The organism is Belliella filtrata (assembly GCF_022549775.1).
In the GTDB taxonomy this organism is placed as follows: Bacteria; Bacteroidota; Bacteroidia; order Cytophagales; family Cyclobacteriaceae; genus Belliella; species Belliella filtrata.
Genome location: NZ_JAKZGP010000024.1, coordinates 44300 through 63344, shown reverse-complemented (window position 1 = coordinate 63344; position 19045 = coordinate 44300). Strand labels below are relative to the sequence as shown.

Below are 19045 nucleotides of genomic sequence, written 5' to 3'. Positions count from 1 at the left end.
TTAAGTATATTCTTGATCAGTATTTTATATTTGATCACAATTAAACCATTTCAATCCTTCTCATCAAACCATTGACACTAAGTGTCAATATTTAATTTGGCTACTGGCAAAGTTCCGTATATTCATAAAGAAAATTTTAATGTCGCTGTGTTTTGCATTCTTGGGTGTAAATTTAAGTTTCGCTTCGTTTGAAGAATTTAACTGTGTACCAGTTAATTTATCTTGTGGACATACAATTGTTTGTGGTGATTCTGCCGAAGAAATGATTGATGCAACCTGGGAAGCTGAACAAGTTTTCTGTGGAGATTAATTGAATATACAACTGGTGTGATAATTTAACACACCAGTTTTTTTAAAAACCAATAATAAAACTATGAAAATAAAAAATATTATTATTTTAAGTATAGTATTTATGTTTTTGACAAATGCTTTCAGTCAAGAATCAGACTATTCAAGTATTGCAGTTTATTATGAAGTAAGTTTCAAGTCTGATTCTACAGATATGGATTTTGTTTCCAATGATTTGATGGTACTCTATGTTGGAGACAGAAAGTCTAAGTTTCGCAATTTTTATCAAGTTCAAGGTGACTCACTTCTCCAAATTGCAAAAGATAAAGGAATGAGTCCAAATGAAGTAATACCATTTATGAATCAAGTACCAAAACCTAAGATGAGCTATGCCATTACCAAAGATTGGGAAAACAAGAAATATGAATTCTCCGACTTAATATTTCCTGACTATTTCGTTTTTGAGAGTCCTTTGGGAGAAGAGGATTGGCAAATAATAGATGAACATGATGAAATTAATGGGTATAAGATTCAAAAAGCTGTGACAAATTATGCAGGAAGGGAATTTGAAGCTTGGTTTACTGAAGAAATCTCAATCAGTGATGGTCCCTATGTATTCGGTAACCTTCCAGGTCTGATCTTGAAAATAAATGATACCAAAGGCCACTATAATTTTGAAATGATCAGAATCGAAAAGAAGATAGAATCATTATCACACAATATAAAAAGGAAGCCCATAAAAACAACTCGATCCAAATTCTTTGAAATGCAATATGATTTCAATACCAATGTAGTAGGAAAGATGGCATCAGGGGGAGTTACTTTAACTGATGCCAATCAAGCAAGAGATGTTCAAAAAAGATTTGACAGAAAAAACAATCCTTTGGAACTTGTTGTGGATACTGATTTTTAGATTTTCTTTTGTTTGAATTTTATAGAAAGGGATTTTTCATACTTAATGAACTGGGGTAATATAAAGATTTTATTTGTTTTAGCTATGCTAAGCCTCGTTGTATCTACAACAAATGCTCAGTCTATCATTTCAGGAACTTTGAAGTTGGTAGATAATGAGCAGAGTGCATTTGGGATTAATATATTGATCAAGAACCCTTCAAGTATGACAACCATAGCTTATGGGATTACCAATGAGTTTGGACAGTTTGAAATAAATGTAAATGCGGACACAGATAGTCTATTGGTTTTGTTTAGATCCCTCTCTGTACAAGAGCGTAAGCTGATGATTGTTAATGAGACCCAAGTGATTTCATTGACATTAGAAGAAGGAGTACAAGAAATCCCAGAGTTTACCTTGAAATCAATCAAAAACCCAGTGACATTAAAAAATGACACTTTGAGCTTTGCCGTTGATGGATTTTCCAGTCCTAATGACAGGGTAATAGCTGATATTATTAAAAAACTACCAGGAATAGAAGTATTGGATAACGGAAAGATCATGTATGAAGGTAGAGGGATTCAAAAGTTTTATATTGATGGAATGGATCTACTTGAGGGGAAGTACAACCTTGCCAATAAAAACCTCCCAAGTGATGCTGTCGAATCTATTCAGATACTTGAAAATCATCAGCCACTTCGTGTTTTAGATAGTCTAGTTTTCTCAGATCGAGCTTCTTTGAATTTAAAATTGAAGAAAAAGAATGTTTGGGTAGGAACTGGAACTGCCGGAATTGGAATCTCTCCCTTGATGTACGAGGGTAAGTTCAGTCCCATGACTTTTAGAAAGGACTTGCAAATGTTGTACAATGTTCAATCAAACAATTCAGGTAAAGATATTGCTCAGGAGTTGAATGTATTGACATTGGAGGATTTGCAAGAAAATGCCGGTGCACAAGAAAGTTTTAAACCATGGTTTGGTGCACCTGCATTATGGACACCAGCAATCAAAACTGAGCGTTTTCTTTTCAATCAAAGCCAATTGGTCTCAGCGAATGTACTCAAGAGAAATCAAGAGGGGAGAGATTTCCGCACCAATATTTCATACTTACATGATCACCACAGACAAGAAGGAGCACTAACCACAGCTTATTTTCTTCCAAATGATACAATTCAGATTCTAGAAGGTCATGCAAACAGGCTCTTAACACGAGAGCTTGATGCTGAACTTTCATGGATCAGAAATGAAAGGAAGTCTTATTTTAAAAATAGGCTAAACCTAAACCTCATTAATAATAGGGAAATTGGAACAAGTCAATGGAATGGTAAAAGCTGGCATCAAAATGCTGAATTACCTTTGTTTTCAATAAGTAATAGTTTTCATACCCTAAAGCCAATAGGTAAACAGTTGTTAAATATAAAATCTGATATTGGGTTCAGGAATGCTAAGCAAAACTTTATTTTAAGTCCAGGCAGTTTTGAATCAATACTAAATCAAGGATTACCATTTGATGGATTAAACCAAGAAATTGATTATCAATCATTGTTTGCACATCATTCGGTAGGAATTACAAAAGGACTACCAAAAAGTTGGTCGTATACTGGGAATTTGGGATTGCTCTATGAGTTTTCAGGCATGGGGAGTATTCTGCAAACTTTTTTGAATAATGAGGAAGAAACCGTAGCAGAACCTTTCTTGAATGACTTAAACTACAAGCAACTTAAAACTTACTTACATTCTCAGATAAATCATAAACAAGATAATTATAATATACAATTCAAATTCCCAATTAGCCATGTGAATATTGCTGTAAATGATAACTTACTCAAGGAAAATAGGGAGGTATCACGATTTGTAATAGAGCCTCAATTATTTATGAAGTATTTTTTGTCTGGAAAATGGAATACAACTCTACGACTTAGCCGGAAAAATGATTTCAAAGGAATCAATGATATTCATTATGGTTTTATCATTCGAAATTTTCGAACATTTCAGCAAAAGTCTAATTCAGTGCCTGAGGTTTTAAGCCATAGCTTAAATTATGGACTCAATTTCCGTGATCCTATCAATTCAATCTTCTCAAGTTTAAATTACAATTATGTTGACTCCAAGTTAAATACAATCATGGAAAGTGAAGTTGATGCAAGTGGAGAGGTGTTTTATCGCACTTTGGATTTAAACAATAGAGGAGAAAACCATTTGCTGAATTTAAGAATAAGCAAATACTTATCTCTCTTTAAAACCAATTTAACTTTGACGAGTAGTTATCAAAAAAATACCATTGAACAGTTTATCAATAGGGTGCTCTCTAAAGTCCAATATGAAATGGTAGGAACTGGTGTAGAACTACAGATTAATCCAGGTAAAAAAGCAAATTTTTCAAATAAGACTAACCTTAACTTTGTTACCTCTCAAATAGATTCTAGAAGTACAGGTAAAATTCAGCAATGGACCAGTTTATCTTCCTTAGATCTATTTTTATTGGAAAACCACATTTTAACAATTAAATGGGAACATTATGATAATAGGATGACTAATAAAAGAGATTTAACAGGATTTATTGACTTTGTATATCTTCTCAAGTTCAAAAATAGTAACTGGGATCTTTCTCTTCATGGGCAAAATATTTTGAATAATAACAATTTTGAAACGTTTTCAGCAGATTCATTTTACATTCGTCAACAAAGTTTTTTATTGAGACCTAGACAAGTATTGTTATCAATAAATTTCTCATTTTAAAATGCTTTAATACGCTGATTTTTAGAAAGCTGAATATGAAAATCCCATAAAATTCAAATTCAAGTGAGGGGAAATTAAACTCCCCTTACATATTTGCGTATATTTGCACAAGGAAGTCGGGTCGCCGACATGTTCAAACTTCACAATTAACAAAAATACCGAGTGAAGCCTCTTTCAAAAACAGGCCTCATTCCTCCCGATAGCTATCAGGACGGAACCTCGTCTCTTCGGAGGCAGGATAACAGTGGAAGTTTGCGATTCTAAGGCAGCTCAAATCTTGTCTATAAAGAGGTTTGTAACACTCTAAGACCTGACTTCTTTTATTTTTTTTATCAAGCGATCTCTATTAGGTTTTGCAATATCAAGCAAGAAAATCCCACCTACATACATTGCTATAAGCAAAAGGATATTTACAACAATGCTCCAAAAGCCATTTGGCATCAATCCAGCACTGAAATAATGCATAAGCCATAACAGCCCACTTAATCCAAGAATTTTTAAAATATCAATTGAAAAAGGGTTTAGCTGAAGTCTCTGTTGTATATAAAGAAACTTGACTAGATTAAAAATAATCATTGCCATAAAAGAAGCCATAGCGGCACCATTGATTCCAAAAATAGGTATCAGTAGCAGGTTCAAAACAATAACGGCAATACTCATGATCAGTGTAGCGGTGATGTTGAATACATAATGCTTCGAAAAGACAATAATCTCGCTATTGATCGAAAAAAGGACATCTGTGAGTTTTCCCAACCCAATCCAAAGGACTACCCATTTTCCCATTTCATATACTGTATTATTGGGGACATAATGATAGAGGCTGTCTATATTCATCCATATAGCCAGAAAAATAAATGAACAAAGCAGTAGCTGATGAACTGCGACTTCTTTGTAGAGTTTGTCTATTTGAGAAATTTCACCTTTTTCAAAATGCTCTGATACAATAGGCATCACAACTTGCGAAATGGCTCTCCGGGGCATTTCTATTACTACGGCAATTGAAAAAGCTATGGTGTAGATCGCATTGGCATCCAACCCAATCATTGCAGTAACCATGAGGCTGTCTATTTTCATGATCAACATGCTGCCTGTAGTTGCGAGCAGGGTAATCAAGCTGAACTTCATGAAATCTGACAATAAGCCACTTGGGAATGTTTTGAATCTAAATCGTAGCTGAAAAATTTTTTCCTGAATCATATAAACAATCATACCTAACAATGCCAAAAAATAAATCCCAGCCAAGCCCCACATCATTTGGTTGAAATCAATCCATTTTATCAAATAGATAAGTATTAAAACAGCACTTAATAACCTAAGTACGACTTCTCTGAAAAATGCAGGAACGGCCACCTTAAGAAAAGATCTACAGAAAGCATCCAAGATACTATTCAATACTGCAAATAAGGTGATCAAAATCACTACGGCCAGAAAATCAATGACCTCAGGAGAGTTTTTTGCAAAAGTATCTATGATCAAATCTTTGAACAGAAAGAACATCGCCATGACTACCACAAAGCCAATAATGGTGATCACTAAACTCAAAGTGAAAAAAGAGAATTGATTTTCTTTAACTTTTGGATAGAACCTTGTAATTCCATTGCCTACACCGAGTTGCGCAAAAGGGACGAATAGTAGCCCCATGTCTTGTATGGTGCGAAAAATTCCAATTTGCTCAGGTTGTAGCGCATAGGGAAGTAGCCAGAGTACGTTGAAATAGCCAATCAGTACCCCAAGGTATGATGAAAGTGTGGTAAGGATACTTTGCTTGGCGATTTGTTTCATCAGTATGCTAGTATTGACAAAATGTAAATTGTCGATGCTGTTTATTATTCAGCCAATACTTTTAGTAAGGCTTGTTTTCTTTTTTCAAAAGTGAAATTGTCAACAATTCGGTTTCTCGCACATGATCTTAGCTGGTTTTGATTAGCAATGGACAAGAAATTCTTAAGTTTAAATTTTAACAAGTTTACATCTTTTTTGGGTAGTATGAGACCTGTTTCCCCAATGATTGTTGGTATATCACCCACTGCCGATCCTATGGGTATACAACCACAAAGCATGGCCTCTGCCAAGGCATTTGGAAATCCTTCAGACATGGAAAGTTGAAGGTAAAATCGGTGTTTGTTAAGTTCCAACTTAAGAGAATCGGCATTTAGCTCTCCTATAAGGTGGATATTTTTTGATTTGATTGGGTAGTTTTGATCACCTACGATGGTGAATTTGCAGTCCGGAAAACTAGCAGCTAGGAATTCGATCATGTCAATTCCTTTGATCAGTGCCCTTGTAGGATGAGATATTCCTTTGGCGATGGTAATAAATGAATTTGGAGTTCTTTCTTGGCCTAAGTCCTTCCAGAATTCATGATCAAACCCATTATAAATCACTTCAATTGGCGTTTGAAGAGATGGAATAAGGTTCTTAAGCCCTTGCTTGGTGGGAATGTTTTCATCGTATTTATAATCATATCCAACCAAAGAATCAGCTACTGATAGTATCTTAGTGCAGTTTTGAAAACTATAGACCGTGGCTTTTCTTAGCCATTTTTTTCTAAAGTTTCCATATTGTATTGCAGGCATATTGGTAGCATCTGTACCACCTGATTGGATATATGTTTTGATTCCAAACTTTTGGCCAAACCAGACAGGTAATATGCTGTGGTAGCCCCCAAAAAAGCACAAGTACTTGTTGGTAAATGGTAAGAATAGCAGCAATTGAAAGAATTGTAAAAGGAAAAAAAATGGCAACAAAACAGGTGATTGAGTGAATTTCAAACATTTCACCTTATAAGAATCATGTAGCATTGCTACATCTCTTTGGGTGAAAGCAGTTTCAACTGGATAGATGTATAAAAGCATTAGGGTTTATCTTTCTGTCAAACACTTAACTTGATGGCTAATCTTTCGAGTAAAACATCCATTTTTTTCCTCAATGTTGTTTTTTCTATCGCTTTGTTTTTTCTGAATATGAAATATTGGTAATCTTTTTCTTCGTAAAAAACACTGTATGTTTTCATTTCTTCCAAGTAGAATCCGAATTGTTGGAGTACACCGATCAGCTTGGAAGTATCTAGTGGCTGATCTATAACTTGAAGTTTTTCAGGCTCATTTTTAATCATCCATTCTAGGAACCTAGGTGAGGGGATATGAACGAAAATGACTGAGTTTTCATGTGCATGTTTCGCAATATTGGCAAAGAGATTTTCATGCTGATCTACAGGGATATGTTCCAAAACATCAGGAAAAACAAAGAAGTCGAAAGACTTGCCATTCTTTTCAAAGTCAGACATGTCTGATACTTCAAAATTGAGGTTCTTTTGAGTCGACCACAGTTTTTTTGCTTTTTCTATACTGATTTTGCTGATATCTACCGAAAGCACATGTCCAGACTTAAGCCTGGAGGCAATCAATTGACTAACTGTACCTATTCCGCAACCAACTTCGAGCACTTCGTGATGTGGTTGAAGTCCAGCTTTTATTAGTTTATGAATGATGCTCAGATGTCTTGAATTGACACCGGTTTTTTCTTGCTTCTCGGCAAATTGATCATAGAAGCCTTCTACTTTTTCTTTACTGGTGCTCATGATTTTTTCTTTTTGAATTCCAATGCAATGCCTCCTATGAAAATCAAAAGCCAAATATATTGAGCAGCAACATTGATAGGCTTGGTCTTGTAGTAACTATCCGGTTCAAAACGCATTTCTACCTTACTGTTTCCAGTAGGGACTTCAATTCCTCTCAATAGATAATTGGTGCGAACGATATCAGTTTCCTGATCATTTACATACGCTTTCCAGCCAGCAGTGTAGTAAATTTCAGAAAATACCACCAATCCGCCTTTATCGGCATCTACTTCATAGCGCAGAATGTTTGGACTTTGGTGTGTCAGTTTTACTTCTCCAGAGCCAGCCGCTATACTTCCAAATTCTGCTGAATTGATTGTTGCTTCAGCAAGTGTATTGAGCCCTTTGATCAGGCTTATTTCCTCATTGTTGGAGGAGACATCTCTAATGGAGAGTGGCATCCATGCATAACCATTTGCCATTGGGTTTTCAAAAACAGCATTTTCAGATTGACCAGCCATGATGTATTTTGTATTGAGCATGTTGAGTGCTGGAATACTTTCAAAATCAAAGTTGCCTTCTTGAGCTTTCTGAATAAATTGGCTCATTTCTGGATTGATTACGTTTTCAATCAGTTCCTGATACCTGCGCATTTTTGCACCATGGTATCCACCAATACTATTGAAGAAATAGGATGTTCTGGCATCATTGAACGGATTTGCTAAGTTTAAAACCCTGAAATAACCTTGGTCTTTGAGGATTACCTTATCAGCTGGGTTTGGTGAAAAGAATTGAGCCGAAGGGTTGTATTCGAATGCTTCGGCATTCAAATACCGCTTATTAATCAGCCAAAGGTCCAAAGTCAACAATAAAGATATTCCTAGTCCGACTATAGGTATAGCAAGTTTCTCTTTCAATGCTGCCCAAATCAATGCGCCTGATAAGGTGATGAAAATAAAACTTTTGAAAGCACTTCCCCTAAGCATAGCTTTACGATCATCTTGAATGGCTCCGATAAGCCAATCCGGAAGATTTGTGTCCGCAGGTGCACGAAATCCAAAAATACCAGCAACCAAGGTAAAGAGTAAAGCTACTCCCGCAGTACAACCAAGTGCAATGAGGAGATTTTTGATAGTTTTGTTATTTGATGGATTGGTAAAAAGCTGTTCTAATCCTAACGTGCCGAGCAAAGGGATGGAAAATAAGGCTATACATAATGCCATAGATACAGCCCTGAATTTATTGTAACCAGGAAGGTAATCAAATATTGCATAATTCAACCATTCCAAGTTTTTTCCCCAAGCAAGAATTAAAGAGATCAAAGTTATACTCAAGAATGCATACTTATAATGTTTTGGTGCATAAATCAGCCCAAGAACAAAAAGGAAAATCATAATAGCTCCTCCATAGATAGGCCCACCTGTACCAGGCTGATCTCCCCAATAGGTAGGTGCGCCTTCTACAAAACCTCTTATTTGTGCATTGTCAACACCATTTGCTCTTAGTGCCTTTTCAGTATTTGAATCCTTATCCAGTGCTTCTCTGCTTCCACCACCATAGAAATATGGAATCAGAAGCGTCAAAGTTTCTCCCTTTCCTTGCGACCAATTGAAGGCATACTCTTTGTCCAAACCCTTGGCTCCGTCAGTGGAATTATTCAAATTAGAAGGTCCTCTTGTCGAATACTGACCGTATTCATAAACACTTAAAAATCTACTGATGTTGCCACCCACTGCGATAACAGTTCCTAAGACCAGAATGGCTGCAACTTTTGCAAAATCTGGTAAAGCTTTGGCTTTTATGTATTGATAAAGCACTGCGATCAAATAAACTACTACAATGATCACAGTATAATAGGTAATTTGAATATGATTGAATTTCAACTGAAGCAAAAGTCCAAGCGTGAAAATTCCAAGACCTAGGAGTTTTTTGTTGTGAAATGCCAAGTGTATCCCTGCAAGAATAAGTGGAATTAAGCAAATAGCCCAGATTTTCGCATTGTGTCCCGCATCTATGCTGATGATATGGAAAGAATTGAAAGCAAATGCAATGGCACCAATGATCGAAAACTCAGGACGAACTTTGAAACTCAAAAGCAGGATATACATACTGACCATGCCGAAAAAAATCGCATTGATTGGATGTGGGAGTCCAAGGGTTAAGACTTTTGTGATGAAATTCGTTATGTCTCCACTGATTTCGAAGCTTAGAAGATAAGCTGGCATTCCACCAAACATGCTATTTGACCACAATGCTTCTTCTCCTGTTTGTGCACGATGATCTAGGATTTCTTTGGCACCACCTTCCCATTGGAGGATGTCGTTCTGAAAGATAATTTTCCCTTCAAATACTGCTGGAGAAAAATAAAAAAGGGTGATGAGATAAAATACAGCTATGCTGATCAGGTGAGGCAGAATATTTTTTTTCAGGTTGTTTGACATTTCTTTCTGTTACATTTCTGATAATCTTTGCAAAATAAACAAATAAAAGCATTGTTTGGGCTAAAAATGTAGATATACTGAAAAGCAATCAGTTGGACTGCTCTTTTTATTCTGACATTCAAAAGCTTGGAACTGTCTACCCTTTTCACAAATAAATTCCTATTTTTGCACAAAATAGAATAGACAGCATGTTTGATAATCTTAGTTTAAAATTAGATAAAGCTTTTAAGACCCTCAAGGGTACTGGAAAAATTACGGAGATCAACGTAGCTACTACGGTCAAGGAAATTAGAAGAGCTTTGATCGATGCTGACGTTAACTATAAAGTAGCCAAGGAAGTCACAGATACGATCAAGGAAGAGGCGCTGGGTAAAGATGTATTGATATCAGTATCACCTGGTCAATTGTTGGTCAAAATCACTCAGGATGAGTTGACCAAATTGATGGGAGGTACGAAAGTAGATGTGAACATCAAAGGTGATCCAGCTGTAGTTTTGATTTCTGGTTTGCAAGGTTCTGGTAAGACCACTTTTTCGGGGAAATTTGCCAGCTATCTGAAAAAACAAGGCCGTCAAGTATTGCTTGTAGCTTGTGATATCTACCGTCCTGCTGCGATTGACCAATTGAAAGTATTGGGTGAGCAGATCGGTGTAGAGGTATATGCGGAGCCAGAAAATAAAAATGCACTTCAGATTGCAGACAATGCGATAGCTTATGCCAAGAAGACTGGTAAAAAGACCGTAATCGTCGATACAGCTGGTCGACTAGCAGTGGATGAGCAGATGATGAATGAAATTGAAGCTTTGAAAAAAGCTTTGAATCCTTCAGAGACTTTGTTTGTAGTAGATTCCATGACTGGTCAAGATGCTGTCAATACTGCAAAAACTTTTGATGAGAGATTGAATTTTGATGGAGTTGTATTGACGAAGTTAGATGGTGATACAAGAGGTGGTGCTGCGATCTCCATACGTCACGTTGTCAACAAGCCAATCAAGTTTATCTCCACAGGAGAAAAAATGGAGAATTTGGATGTGTTTCACCCAGACAGGATGGCACAGAGGATTCTCGGAATGGGTGATGTGATCTCATTGGTGGAGCGTGCACAGCAGACATTTGATGAAGATGAAGCCAAAAGAATCAACGCTAAAATCCGCAAAAATCAGTTCAATTTTGATGATTTTCTCTCTCAACTTGAGCAGATTAAAAAGATGGGAAATATCAAAGATCTTATGGGGATGATTCCTGGTATGGGCAAAGCCATGAAGGGATTAGATATTGATGATGATTCATTCAAACCAATAGAAGCGATCATCAGAAGTATGACTCCTTTTGAGCGTGAAAATCCCGATGTAATTGATGGAAGCCGTAGAAAAAGATTGGCAAATGGAAGTGGTAGATCTATCACTGAAGTCAACAACCTTTTGAAACAATTTGGAGATATGCGAAAGCTAATGAAACAAATGAATAAAATGGGAGGAGCACAAAAGGCATTGGGTAACATCATGCCTAAGATGGGTAGAAGGTAAGCTATTTAGCAATTTTATTTTACAAGAGAAAAAGGCTGTTACGAAAAAGTAGCAGCCTTTTCTTTATTGAATTTACTAGTCTGTAGATCTTCTTTTGACCATAAAAGTGCTTCCGTTATATCAGTAACTCCCGTATAGCTACTGGCCTTCATTTTGCTGATTAATTTATTACACCCTTCACTATGTGGAGATTGGAGGTTGCCTGGTATAGCAAATACTTTTTTGTTGTACCCATAAGCTATTTCAGCTGTAATCAAGGCTCCTCCTTTGATGGCAACCTCTACCACCACAATAGCATCAGACAGTATGGCAATTAATCGATTTCTTTGAGGGAAGTTATTTGGTGCATGGTAGATCCCGGTAGGTATTCACTTGCCAGCCCTCCAGTAAAACACATGTCTTTTGCAACACTTGCATGTGCAGATGGATATATTTTGTCTACAGATGAGCCCATAAATGCTATCGTTTGCAGATCATATTGAAGTATGGTTATGAGTGCTTGGATATCAATTCCATAAGCTAGACCACAGATGATGGTGGGTTTATATGGAGCCATGTCTTCAATAATCTTTCTTGTAGCTGATTTTCCGTAATCCATACTACTCCTCGTACCTACAATGCCAATAGTTCGGATAGGGTTAAGGTCGCATTTGCCTTTCTTATAAATGATAAGAGTAAAGTCGTCAACGTTTTTAAGCCTAAGTGGATAATCTCCACTTGAGAAGGAAGTTATTTCTATATCCTTCTTGATACATTGATTGATGATTTGATCAGCTTGGGTAAGTTATTCTCAAACTGCCTTCTGATCTCCATTATGGAAGAACTGATGCGGCTGATTTTTGAAGCTTTACACTTCGTGAGGTCTAGAAACCCTTTGGTACTCCCTGCATGCGCAAGAATGCTCATAAAAACAGCCGATCCGATTTTCGGTACTAGGCTTAATGCCAGGTCATACTTTAAATTTTCAATCGGGTTTGACATGCATGGTGTCCCTAATATTTACTAAAAATTTCTTGATTTGATGAAGTTTGTCAATCATCTGTACTTTATCAAAAACTTTAGTTTGATCCTTTTTGATCACTTCTTGAGCTCCTTGCAAGGTGAATCCTTTTACTTTGACAAGCTGGTAGATGTACCTGATTTTTTCTATATCTTCTTTGGTAAATCTCCTGTTGCCTTTTCTATCTTTTTTGGGATTGATCATCTCAAATTCACCCTCCCAATACCTTATCAAGGATGGTGCAACTTTAAACATTGCGGCAACTTCCCCTATGGAAAAATACTTTTTCTCTATATCTCGTTCTTTGTAAGGCACTTTTTGCGGATCTAAATTTTTTGATACAAATGCTGGAACATTGTGGCTTGAGTTAATTAACGTGTCTTTTATCAAATTATTGACCTAAAATTGAGTACCTAATAATTTAATGATAATCGATACAAATACTCAGACCATATTAAAATGTAATTTAGCCAGTTTCTACAAATAAGGTAAATTCAGACAAATGGCTAAATTCAAATATTCACTTGATCAAATTTAGCATTTTTCTATTCAAAGAAAAATATTAGTGATTTCCGCAAATTCAATTTTTTTGCATTAGAAGATTAGATTAATGTTTAATAATGCCTTATATTTTGAAAATGAAATAATTAAGCGCTCAAAATTAATGACATCCTATAGAAACATAATTCTTATTTCAATATTTTATTTTTTGGCGCTTTCTAATTATTGCCATGCTCAGATTAGTACTGTAGGGAAAGAATTTTGGGTAGGATTCATGGAGAATCATGGCGCAGGAGGTGCACAAGATTTAGGAATAATAGTAATCACCGCTGCAGAGGATACTGAGGGAATTATAGTTTATGGTGGAAATACTGTGAATTTCAATTTGCAGGCAGGTCAACAGTTTACTCATAGAATTACCAATTTAGATATTTTACATCGAACATCAGGGGTTGTTGAAAGTAAAGGAGTATTTATACAATCTTCTGGAAAAATCTCTGTTTACGCATTCAATGAGCGAATCAGAAGTGCTGATGGTACGGTAGTTTTGCCAGCCAATGCATTGGGGAAAGACTATATCATTACCTCATACTTTGAAGTAAGCACCACACCAATTACAAATCCAAACTACCCAAATCTTGTTGGATCAGTAATAGATAATTATGAGTCAACCATGCTGGTGGTGGCAATAGAGGACAATACAAGAATAGAAATAGTTACTACTGCAAACACAAATTCTGGCCAAATACAAGGGGTACCGTTTGAAATCACCTTAAATGCTGGTCAATCTTATCAATTGAAAGCTAATGCTGATTTGACTGGATCCAGGGTAAGGGTCGTAGGGGCCAATGCGAATGATTGTAAAAATATTGCAGTATTTGAAGGAAACAAATATACTTGCATTGGAAATTGCGGACTTGCTGGTGATCACCTTTACCAACAATCGTATCCTGTGAATACTTGGGGATCTGAATTTTTGCATGTACCTTTTACTGGAAGGACATCTGGTGAGTTATTGAAAATTATTGCTTCTGAAGCGAACACAGAAATTGCGATCAACGGAACCGTGGTAGGAACCATTGGGGCTGGTGAGTTTTTTTCTAGGAACTTTACACATACAGAAACAGCCTCTATTTCTGGTAATAAGCCTATTTCTGTTACGAGTTTTGCGAAGAGCATGGATTGTAACCTCCCTGGAAATCAATCAGGTATGGGAGATCCATTTATGCTCACTTACAGTCCAAATCAGCAGCTGCTTAAGCAGGTGACCTTCAATGCAATCAATCTACCTGCGATCACTGCGCATTATGTGAATATCATTGTGGCCAATGGATCAGTTGGGAAGACTTTTCTTGATGGTCAAGCCATAGGTGGACAATTCTCACCATTTCCTAACAATCCAAACTTTTCATATGCGCAAGTCGGTATAAATCAAGGTGTGCACAGGTTGGCAAATGAAGATGGGTTTATCGGCTATGTATATGGTTTCGGTGAAATGGAATCATATGGCTATGCTGTAGGTGCAAGTTTGGATAATTTGAACTTTGAAGTAAGTGCTGACTATGGCTTTGAAGTAGAGGGAGAGCAAGTGGCATGTTTGGATTATGAAGGGTTGTGGAAAATTGTTCCAGAAAATGAGATGTTTGAATACTTTGTTTGGGATTTTGGAGATGGATCAGCCCAAATAGAAGGGCAAGAAGTGAGCCATACCTTCACAGCAGAAGGAGTGTATGAAGTCTTAGTAATTGCATCTTTAAGTCCTGAAAGCTGTGATGGACAAGAGGAAATTAGGTTCGAAGTGAGGGTAGAGGGTTTTGATGGAGAGATTTCTGGTCCTTCAAGTGTGTGTCCAGATATAGAAGAGATTGAATATGAATTTTTTATTGATAAAGAGATTTCAAAAATTGAATGGGAAGTTGAAGGAGGTGAAATCGTAGATGAAACTGACAATAAAGCCACTGTGCTTTGGGGAGCGGCTAACGCAGCTGCAAAACTTTCCGCTCGTGCATACAATCTTGAAGGATGTCCAGGTAACTTAATAGAGTTTGCAGTAAGGATCAATAATCAAATTGATTCAGGAACGGTACTTGGACCAGATGATATTTGCTATGATGGAATTACAGCACATACATATTCCGTATCAAATCCTATAAATGGTAGAGGGTATGAATGGTTTGTTACCAATGGGGAGTTTGTTGATTCAAATCAAGGAACAGAAATCCAAATCAATTGGATAGAAGAAAATTCACAAGGTTTATTGTGGTATCGTGAGTATAGTTTGGTCAATGATGATTGTGAGGGGATTTCAGAAACCCTTGAGGTCAGCATCGGACAATTGTTTTTAGTCACTATAGATGATATTTCACATGTTACATGCTTCGGAGAAAGTACAGGTGAAATTACCTTAGAAGTAGAGGGAGGGCAAGCTCCATATCAATTTGAATGGATTCATAATAGTAGCATGAGCTCAAGCCATGCTACTGGTTTGTCAGCAGGTATTTATGAAGTGAGAGTAACTGATCAGAGTGGATGTGAAAGGTTTATTCAAGGCATTGAAATTACAGAACCTGAAGTTTTGGACATATTAGATATTTCAATCACAGAGACCAGCTGCTATGGAAGAAGTGATGGAGAAGCTGTGATAGAAATATCAGGAGGTACATTACCTTACACTATCAATCATCCACATCAGATGCGAAGTGATCATATGATTCTTTTAGAAGAATTGGAGGGAAGATTGTACGAATTAGAGGTTGTAGATGCACAAGGTTGTGTTATGCCAATAGAATTTATGGTAGGGTCTCCTGATCCATTGATGATAGATGTTAGAATTGAGAAATATGCATGTCCAGGAGCGTCTAATGGGGTATTGTTAGCTATTCCAATGGGAGGAGTTGAACCCTTCCGCTATTCATGGAGCTGGGATGATTCTAATGGTGAGCAGATTCAGGACATTCCTAGGGGTGAATATGATGTCACTGTATATGATGGTCAAGGGTGCATTGGATATGGCAATGGAGAAATGATCGAAGCCGATCCTATAGTAAGGGTTCCTACTGGATTTGACCCTAGGGATGGATTACTTGAAGGTATTTCCAATTGTGAGCTTTCATTTGATCTCTTGATATATAGTAGATGGGGAGAGCTTGTTTACAGTGGAAGCACTGGCTGGGATGGTCAAATTAGCCAAAAGGATGCACCAAATGGTACTTATACATTTGTTTTGACATACAATTATGTATTGAATGGTGATCCAAAAACAGGACAAACAGCTGGTAGCTTCCTTTTGGTTAGATAGTTTTTCAAAATCCTTGTGAACTTATCTGTATATATTTTTAATATTGTATTCAGATACCTTTTAAACCAACACATTCAAATGAAGCAAATCTTAATCACCGGTGGAGCAGGCTATATCGGTTCTCACACAGCCGTGGCATTAGTAGAATCAGGTTATACTCCGATCATCATTGACGATTTTTCAAATTCTGAAAAAAGTGCATTGGATGGTCTGAAGAATATCCTGAATCAAGAAGTAAAAACTTACATAGGTGATTGTAATGATAAGGCTTTAGTAGAAAGAATTTTTAGCGAAAATGAGATCTCTGGTGTTATTCATTTTGCCGCTAGTAAAGCAGTAGGAGAAAGCACTCAGATTCCTTTAAAGTATTATGCAAACAATATAGGTTCCTTGCTTGTGATGCTAGAAACCATGAAAAAATTTGATGTCAAAAACATCGTTTTTTCTTCTTCTTGTACCGTATATGGCCAACCTGATGAATTGCCTGTGCTAGAAAGTACCCCTAGGAAAGATGCTGAGAGTCCATATGGCAATACCAAAAAAATCTGCGAAGACATACTCCACGATCATGTAAAAAGTAAGTCAGGAGCTAAGATTGTATCCTTGAGATATTTCAATCCTATAGGTGCTCATCCGAGTTCTGAGATTGGTGAGTTACCATTGGGTGTACCAGCTAATTTGATTCCTTTTGTTACTCAGACAGCAGCTGGCTTGAGAGAAAAAATCACCGTGTTTGGGGATGATTATAATACCAAAGATGGTACTTGTGTGAGGGACTATATTCATGTTTTGGATTTAGCAGATGCTCACGTTAAGTCTTTGGAGTACCTGGATAGTCAAGAAGCTAATTTTATAGACACTTTCAATGTAGGTACTGGAAATGGTAATACTGTACTCGAGGTAATACAGGCTTTTGAAAAGGTATCAGAAAGAAAACTGAAATATGAATTAGGACCTAGAAGACCAGGTGATATAGAAAAGGTATGGGCAAATACAGATAAAGTCAATAAAGTGCTAGGTTGGAATGCAAAATACAGCTTAGAAGAATCCCTCAGAGATTCATGGAATTGGCAAAAGCGCCTTAGTAATTTATGACAAAGAGGTTAAATCTATCAATTGATTTTCTAATACGAGAATACAAGTTGACTAGATGATTTAATAATATTGTATTGATATTCAAATATTTAATTTATTTAAGGATAAATACCTTACATGAAGAAAGAAATTAATTTACAACTCAGTCCGAAAGAAGCTTACGATGATGTTGTATTTCAAGAAGTAGTAGCGAAAAGACTGGGGCTGAATCTTCAAGAGCATCAGTTTGAAGCAAGACAAGTGAAAAGGTCTATAGATGCACGTGGTAGACAAGTCAAGGTGAATGTCTCGGTAGAGGCATTTATTGATGAGCCACTTACCCCATTTCTTCAAGCTTCCAAGGCTTATCAAAATGTTAACCAAGCAGCGCCCATTATCATTGTTGGTGCAGGTCCAGCGGGTCTTTTTGCGGCCTTGAGAGCAATAGAGCTGGGAGTGAAACCGATCCTAATAGAGCGAGGAAAAGATGTACGTTCCAGAAGAAGAGACCTTGCCGCGATCAATAAAGATCACATTGTCAATCCAGAGTCAAATTATTGTTTTGGTGAAGGAGGAGCTGGAACATATTCAGATGGAAAGCTTTATACCAGGTCTAAGAAGAGGGGGGATATTAGGAGAATCATGGAGATTTTTGTGGCTCATGGAGCTACAGAACAGATTTTGGTAGATGCACACCCACATATTGGTACCAACAAGCTACCCAAAATAGTTACTGAACTCAGAGAATCTATCATTCAAGCAGGAGGTGAAGTATTGTTTGATACTAAAGTGGTAGACTTTATCCTTGAAGATAATGAGATGAAGGGGGTGGTAACGCAAGATGGTGAGAAAATTTATGGCTTGGGCGTAATCCTAGCTACAGGACATTCTGCCAGAGATATATTCCACTTATTGCATCATAAAAAAATCCTTATTGAAGCAAAGCCATTTGCTCTTGGTGTAAGGATAGAGCATAGTCAAAACTTGATTGACCAAATTCAATACAACTGTGAAATAGATAGGGGACCATATTTACCTGCATCCAGCTATGCTTTGGTTCATCAAACATACTTCGAAAAGCAGCAGCGTGGCGTATTTTCATTTTGCATGTGTCCAGGTGGATTTATAGTACCCGCAGCTACTTCTCCAGGTGAATTGGTAGTAAATGGAATGAGTCCAAGTAGGCGAGATAGTCAGTTTGCAAACTCAGGCATTGTAGTAGCAGTTGAGTTAGAAGATTTACCAGCTTATCAGAAATTTGGCCCACTTGCAGCCATGGAATTTCAAGCAGACATAGAGAAGCAAGCTTGGTTAATGGGCGGTCAGTCTCAAGTAGCTCCAGCGCAACGTATGGTAGACTTTGTAAACCGAAAGGTTAGTGCCTCATTGTTAGACACCTCCTACCAGCCAGGATTGAAATCTACGAATATGCATGATGTCTTGCCTCCTTTCATCTCAAATCGACTAGCGGACGCTTTTCAAGCTTTTGGAAAGAAAATGAAGGGATATTATACCAATGAATCTCAGTTGATAGGTGTCGAAAGTAGGACTTCATCTCCTGTCAGAATTCCAAGAAACAAAGAAACCTTTGAGCATCCAGTAGTCAAAAGGCTTTATCCATGTGCAGAAGGAGCAGGGTATGCAGGAGGAATAGTCTCCGCAGCCATGGATGGGGAGCGCTGTGCAGAGCATCTGATTGCTGCCTATGTCAATAAATAAATTTAAAA

At 37.0% G+C, this 19045-nt stretch carries 12 protein-coding genes and 1 pseudogene; 6 read left to right on the top strand and 7 right to left on the bottom strand.

From position 1 onward, the window contains the following. The first annotated feature begins 373 nt into the window (after window positions 1-373). Both MM239_RS10720 and MM239_RS10715 read left to right on the top strand, forming a co-directional pair. A complete protein-coding gene (locus MM239_RS10720) occupies window positions 374-1201 on the top strand; it encodes a GLPGLI family protein (RefSeq protein WP_241348234.1) in 828 nt (275 codons plus the stop codon). Between the two features lie 84 nt (window positions 1202-1285). Beyond that, on the top strand, window positions 1286-3919 hold the full coding sequence (locus MM239_RS10715) for an outer membrane beta-barrel family protein (protein ID WP_241348233.1): 2634 nt from the start codon (window positions 1286-1288) through the stop codon (window positions 3917-3919). Window positions 3920-4222: 303 nt separating this feature from the next. Here MM239_RS10715 and MM239_RS10710 read toward each other — a convergent pair whose 3' ends face one another. The 4 genes from MM239_RS10710 to MM239_RS10695 are packed head-to-tail and all read right to left on the bottom strand — an operon-like array spanning window position 4223 to window position 9919. Next, the gene (locus MM239_RS10710; RefSeq protein WP_241348232.1) at window positions 4223-5701 is read right to left on the bottom strand and encodes an oligosaccharide flippase family protein; all 1479 of its coding nucleotides are present in this window, start codon (window positions 5699-5701) and stop codon (window positions 4223-4225) included. 44 nt (window positions 5702-5745) lie between these two features. Next, window positions 5746-6774, bottom strand: coding sequence for a glycosyltransferase family 4 protein (locus tag MM239_RS10705; RefSeq protein WP_241348231.1), 1029 nt, complete (start codon window positions 6772-6774; stop codon window positions 5746-5748). A 17-nt stretch (window positions 6775-6791) separates the two neighbouring features. Continuing rightward, entirely contained in the window at window positions 6792-7499 is a 708-nt protein-coding gene (locus MM239_RS10700) for a class I SAM-dependent methyltransferase (RefSeq protein WP_241348230.1), read from the bottom strand. Next, window positions 7496-9919, bottom strand: a complete 2424-nt coding sequence (locus MM239_RS10695) for a YfhO family protein (RefSeq protein WP_241348229.1) — start codon at window positions 9917-9919, stop codon at window positions 7496-7498. Before MM239_RS10695 ends, MM239_RS10700 begins: the two co-directional genes overlap by 4 nt. Before the next feature lie 188 nt (window positions 9920-10107). On the opposite strand from MM239_RS10695, the gene ffh reads away from it, so the two are divergent. Then, window positions 10108-11445, top strand: coding sequence for a signal recognition particle protein (gene ffh, locus MM239_RS10690; RefSeq protein ID WP_241348228.1), 1338 nt, complete (start codon window positions 10108-10110; stop codon window positions 11443-11445). 38 nt (window positions 11446-11483) lie between these two features. Here the strand turns inward: ffh and MM239_RS10685 are convergent. The 3 genes and pseudogenes from MM239_RS10685 to MM239_RS10675 form a co-directional block, all read right to left on the bottom strand. Continuing rightward, window positions 11484-12178 (bottom strand): annotated as a pseudogene (locus tag MM239_RS10685) (DNA-processing protein DprA). A gap of 2 nt (window positions 12179-12180) precedes the next feature. Next, a complete protein-coding gene (locus MM239_RS10680) occupies window positions 12181-12426 on the bottom strand; it encodes a hypothetical protein (protein WP_241348227.1) in 246 nt (81 codons plus the stop codon). Further along, window positions 12410-12760: a MerR family transcriptional regulator gene (locus MM239_RS10675; RefSeq protein ID WP_241348237.1), complete on the bottom strand. Its 351-nt coding sequence runs from the start codon at window positions 12758-12760 to the stop codon at window positions 12410-12412. The genes MM239_RS10680 and MM239_RS10675 overlap by 17 nt, the downstream gene beginning before the upstream one ends. Window positions 12761-13154: 394 nt before the next feature. Between MM239_RS10675 and MM239_RS10670 the strand changes: the two genes are divergently transcribed. The 3 genes from MM239_RS10670 to MM239_RS10660 all read left to right on the top strand — a co-directional run bounded on the left by MM239_RS10670 (window position 13155) and on the right by MM239_RS10660 (window position 19037). Further along, window positions 13155-16244 carry a PKD domain-containing protein gene (locus MM239_RS10670; RefSeq protein ID WP_241348226.1) on the top strand — a complete coding sequence of 1030 codons (3090 nt, stop codon included), beginning with the start codon at window positions 13155-13157 and terminating at the stop codon, window positions 16242-16244. Window positions 16245-16322: 78 nt separating this feature from the next. Beyond that, on the top strand, window positions 16323-17339 hold the full coding sequence (galE, locus tag MM239_RS10665) for a UDP-glucose 4-epimerase GalE (RefSeq protein ID WP_241348225.1): 1017 nt from the start codon (window positions 16323-16325) through the stop codon (window positions 17337-17339). Between the two features lie 117 nt (window positions 17340-17456). Further along, complete coding sequence (locus tag MM239_RS10660) at window positions 17457-19037, top strand: NAD(P)/FAD-dependent oxidoreductase (RefSeq protein ID WP_241348224.1); 1581 nt, start codon at window positions 17457-17459, stop codon at window positions 19035-19037. Window positions 19038-19045: the final 8 nt, after the last annotated feature.

Bases quoted from the DNA above. Each gene is read 5' to 3' on its own strand.
- MM239_RS10680 (WP_241348227.1), bottom strand. From the start codon at position 12,426: ATGTCAAACCCGATTGAAAATTTAAAGTATGACCTGGCATTAAGCCTA.
- MM239_RS10660 (WP_241348224.1), top strand. From the start codon at position 17,457: ATGAAGAAAGAAATTAATTTACAACTCAGTCCGAAAGAAGCTTACGAT.
- MM239_RS10710 (WP_241348232.1), bottom strand. From the start codon at position 5,701: ATGAAACAAATCGCCAAGCAAAGTATCCTTACCACACTTTCATCATAC.
- MM239_RS10700 (WP_241348230.1), bottom strand. From the start codon at position 7,499: ATGAGCACCAGTAAAGAAAAAGTAGAAGGCTTCTATGATCAATTTGCC.
- MM239_RS10695 (WP_241348229.1), bottom strand. From the start codon at position 9,919: ATGTCAAACAACCTGAAAAAAAATATTCTGCCTCACCTGATCAGCATA.
- MM239_RS10720 (WP_241348234.1), top strand. From the start codon at position 374: ATGAAAATAAAAAATATTATTATTTTAAGTATAGTATTTATGTTTTTG.
- MM239_RS10705 (WP_241348231.1), bottom strand. From the start codon at position 6,774: ATGCTTTTATACATCTATCCAGTTGAAACTGCTTTCACCCAAAGAGAT.
- galE (WP_241348225.1), top strand. From the start codon at position 16,323: ATGAAGCAAATCTTAATCACCGGTGGAGCAGGCTATATCGGTTCTCAC.
- ffh (WP_241348228.1), top strand. From the start codon at position 10,108: ATGTTTGATAATCTTAGTTTAAAATTAGATAAAGCTTTTAAGACCCTC.
- MM239_RS10715 (WP_241348233.1), top strand. From the start codon at position 1,286: ATGCTAAGCCTCGTTGTATCTACAACAAATGCTCAGTCTATCATTTCA.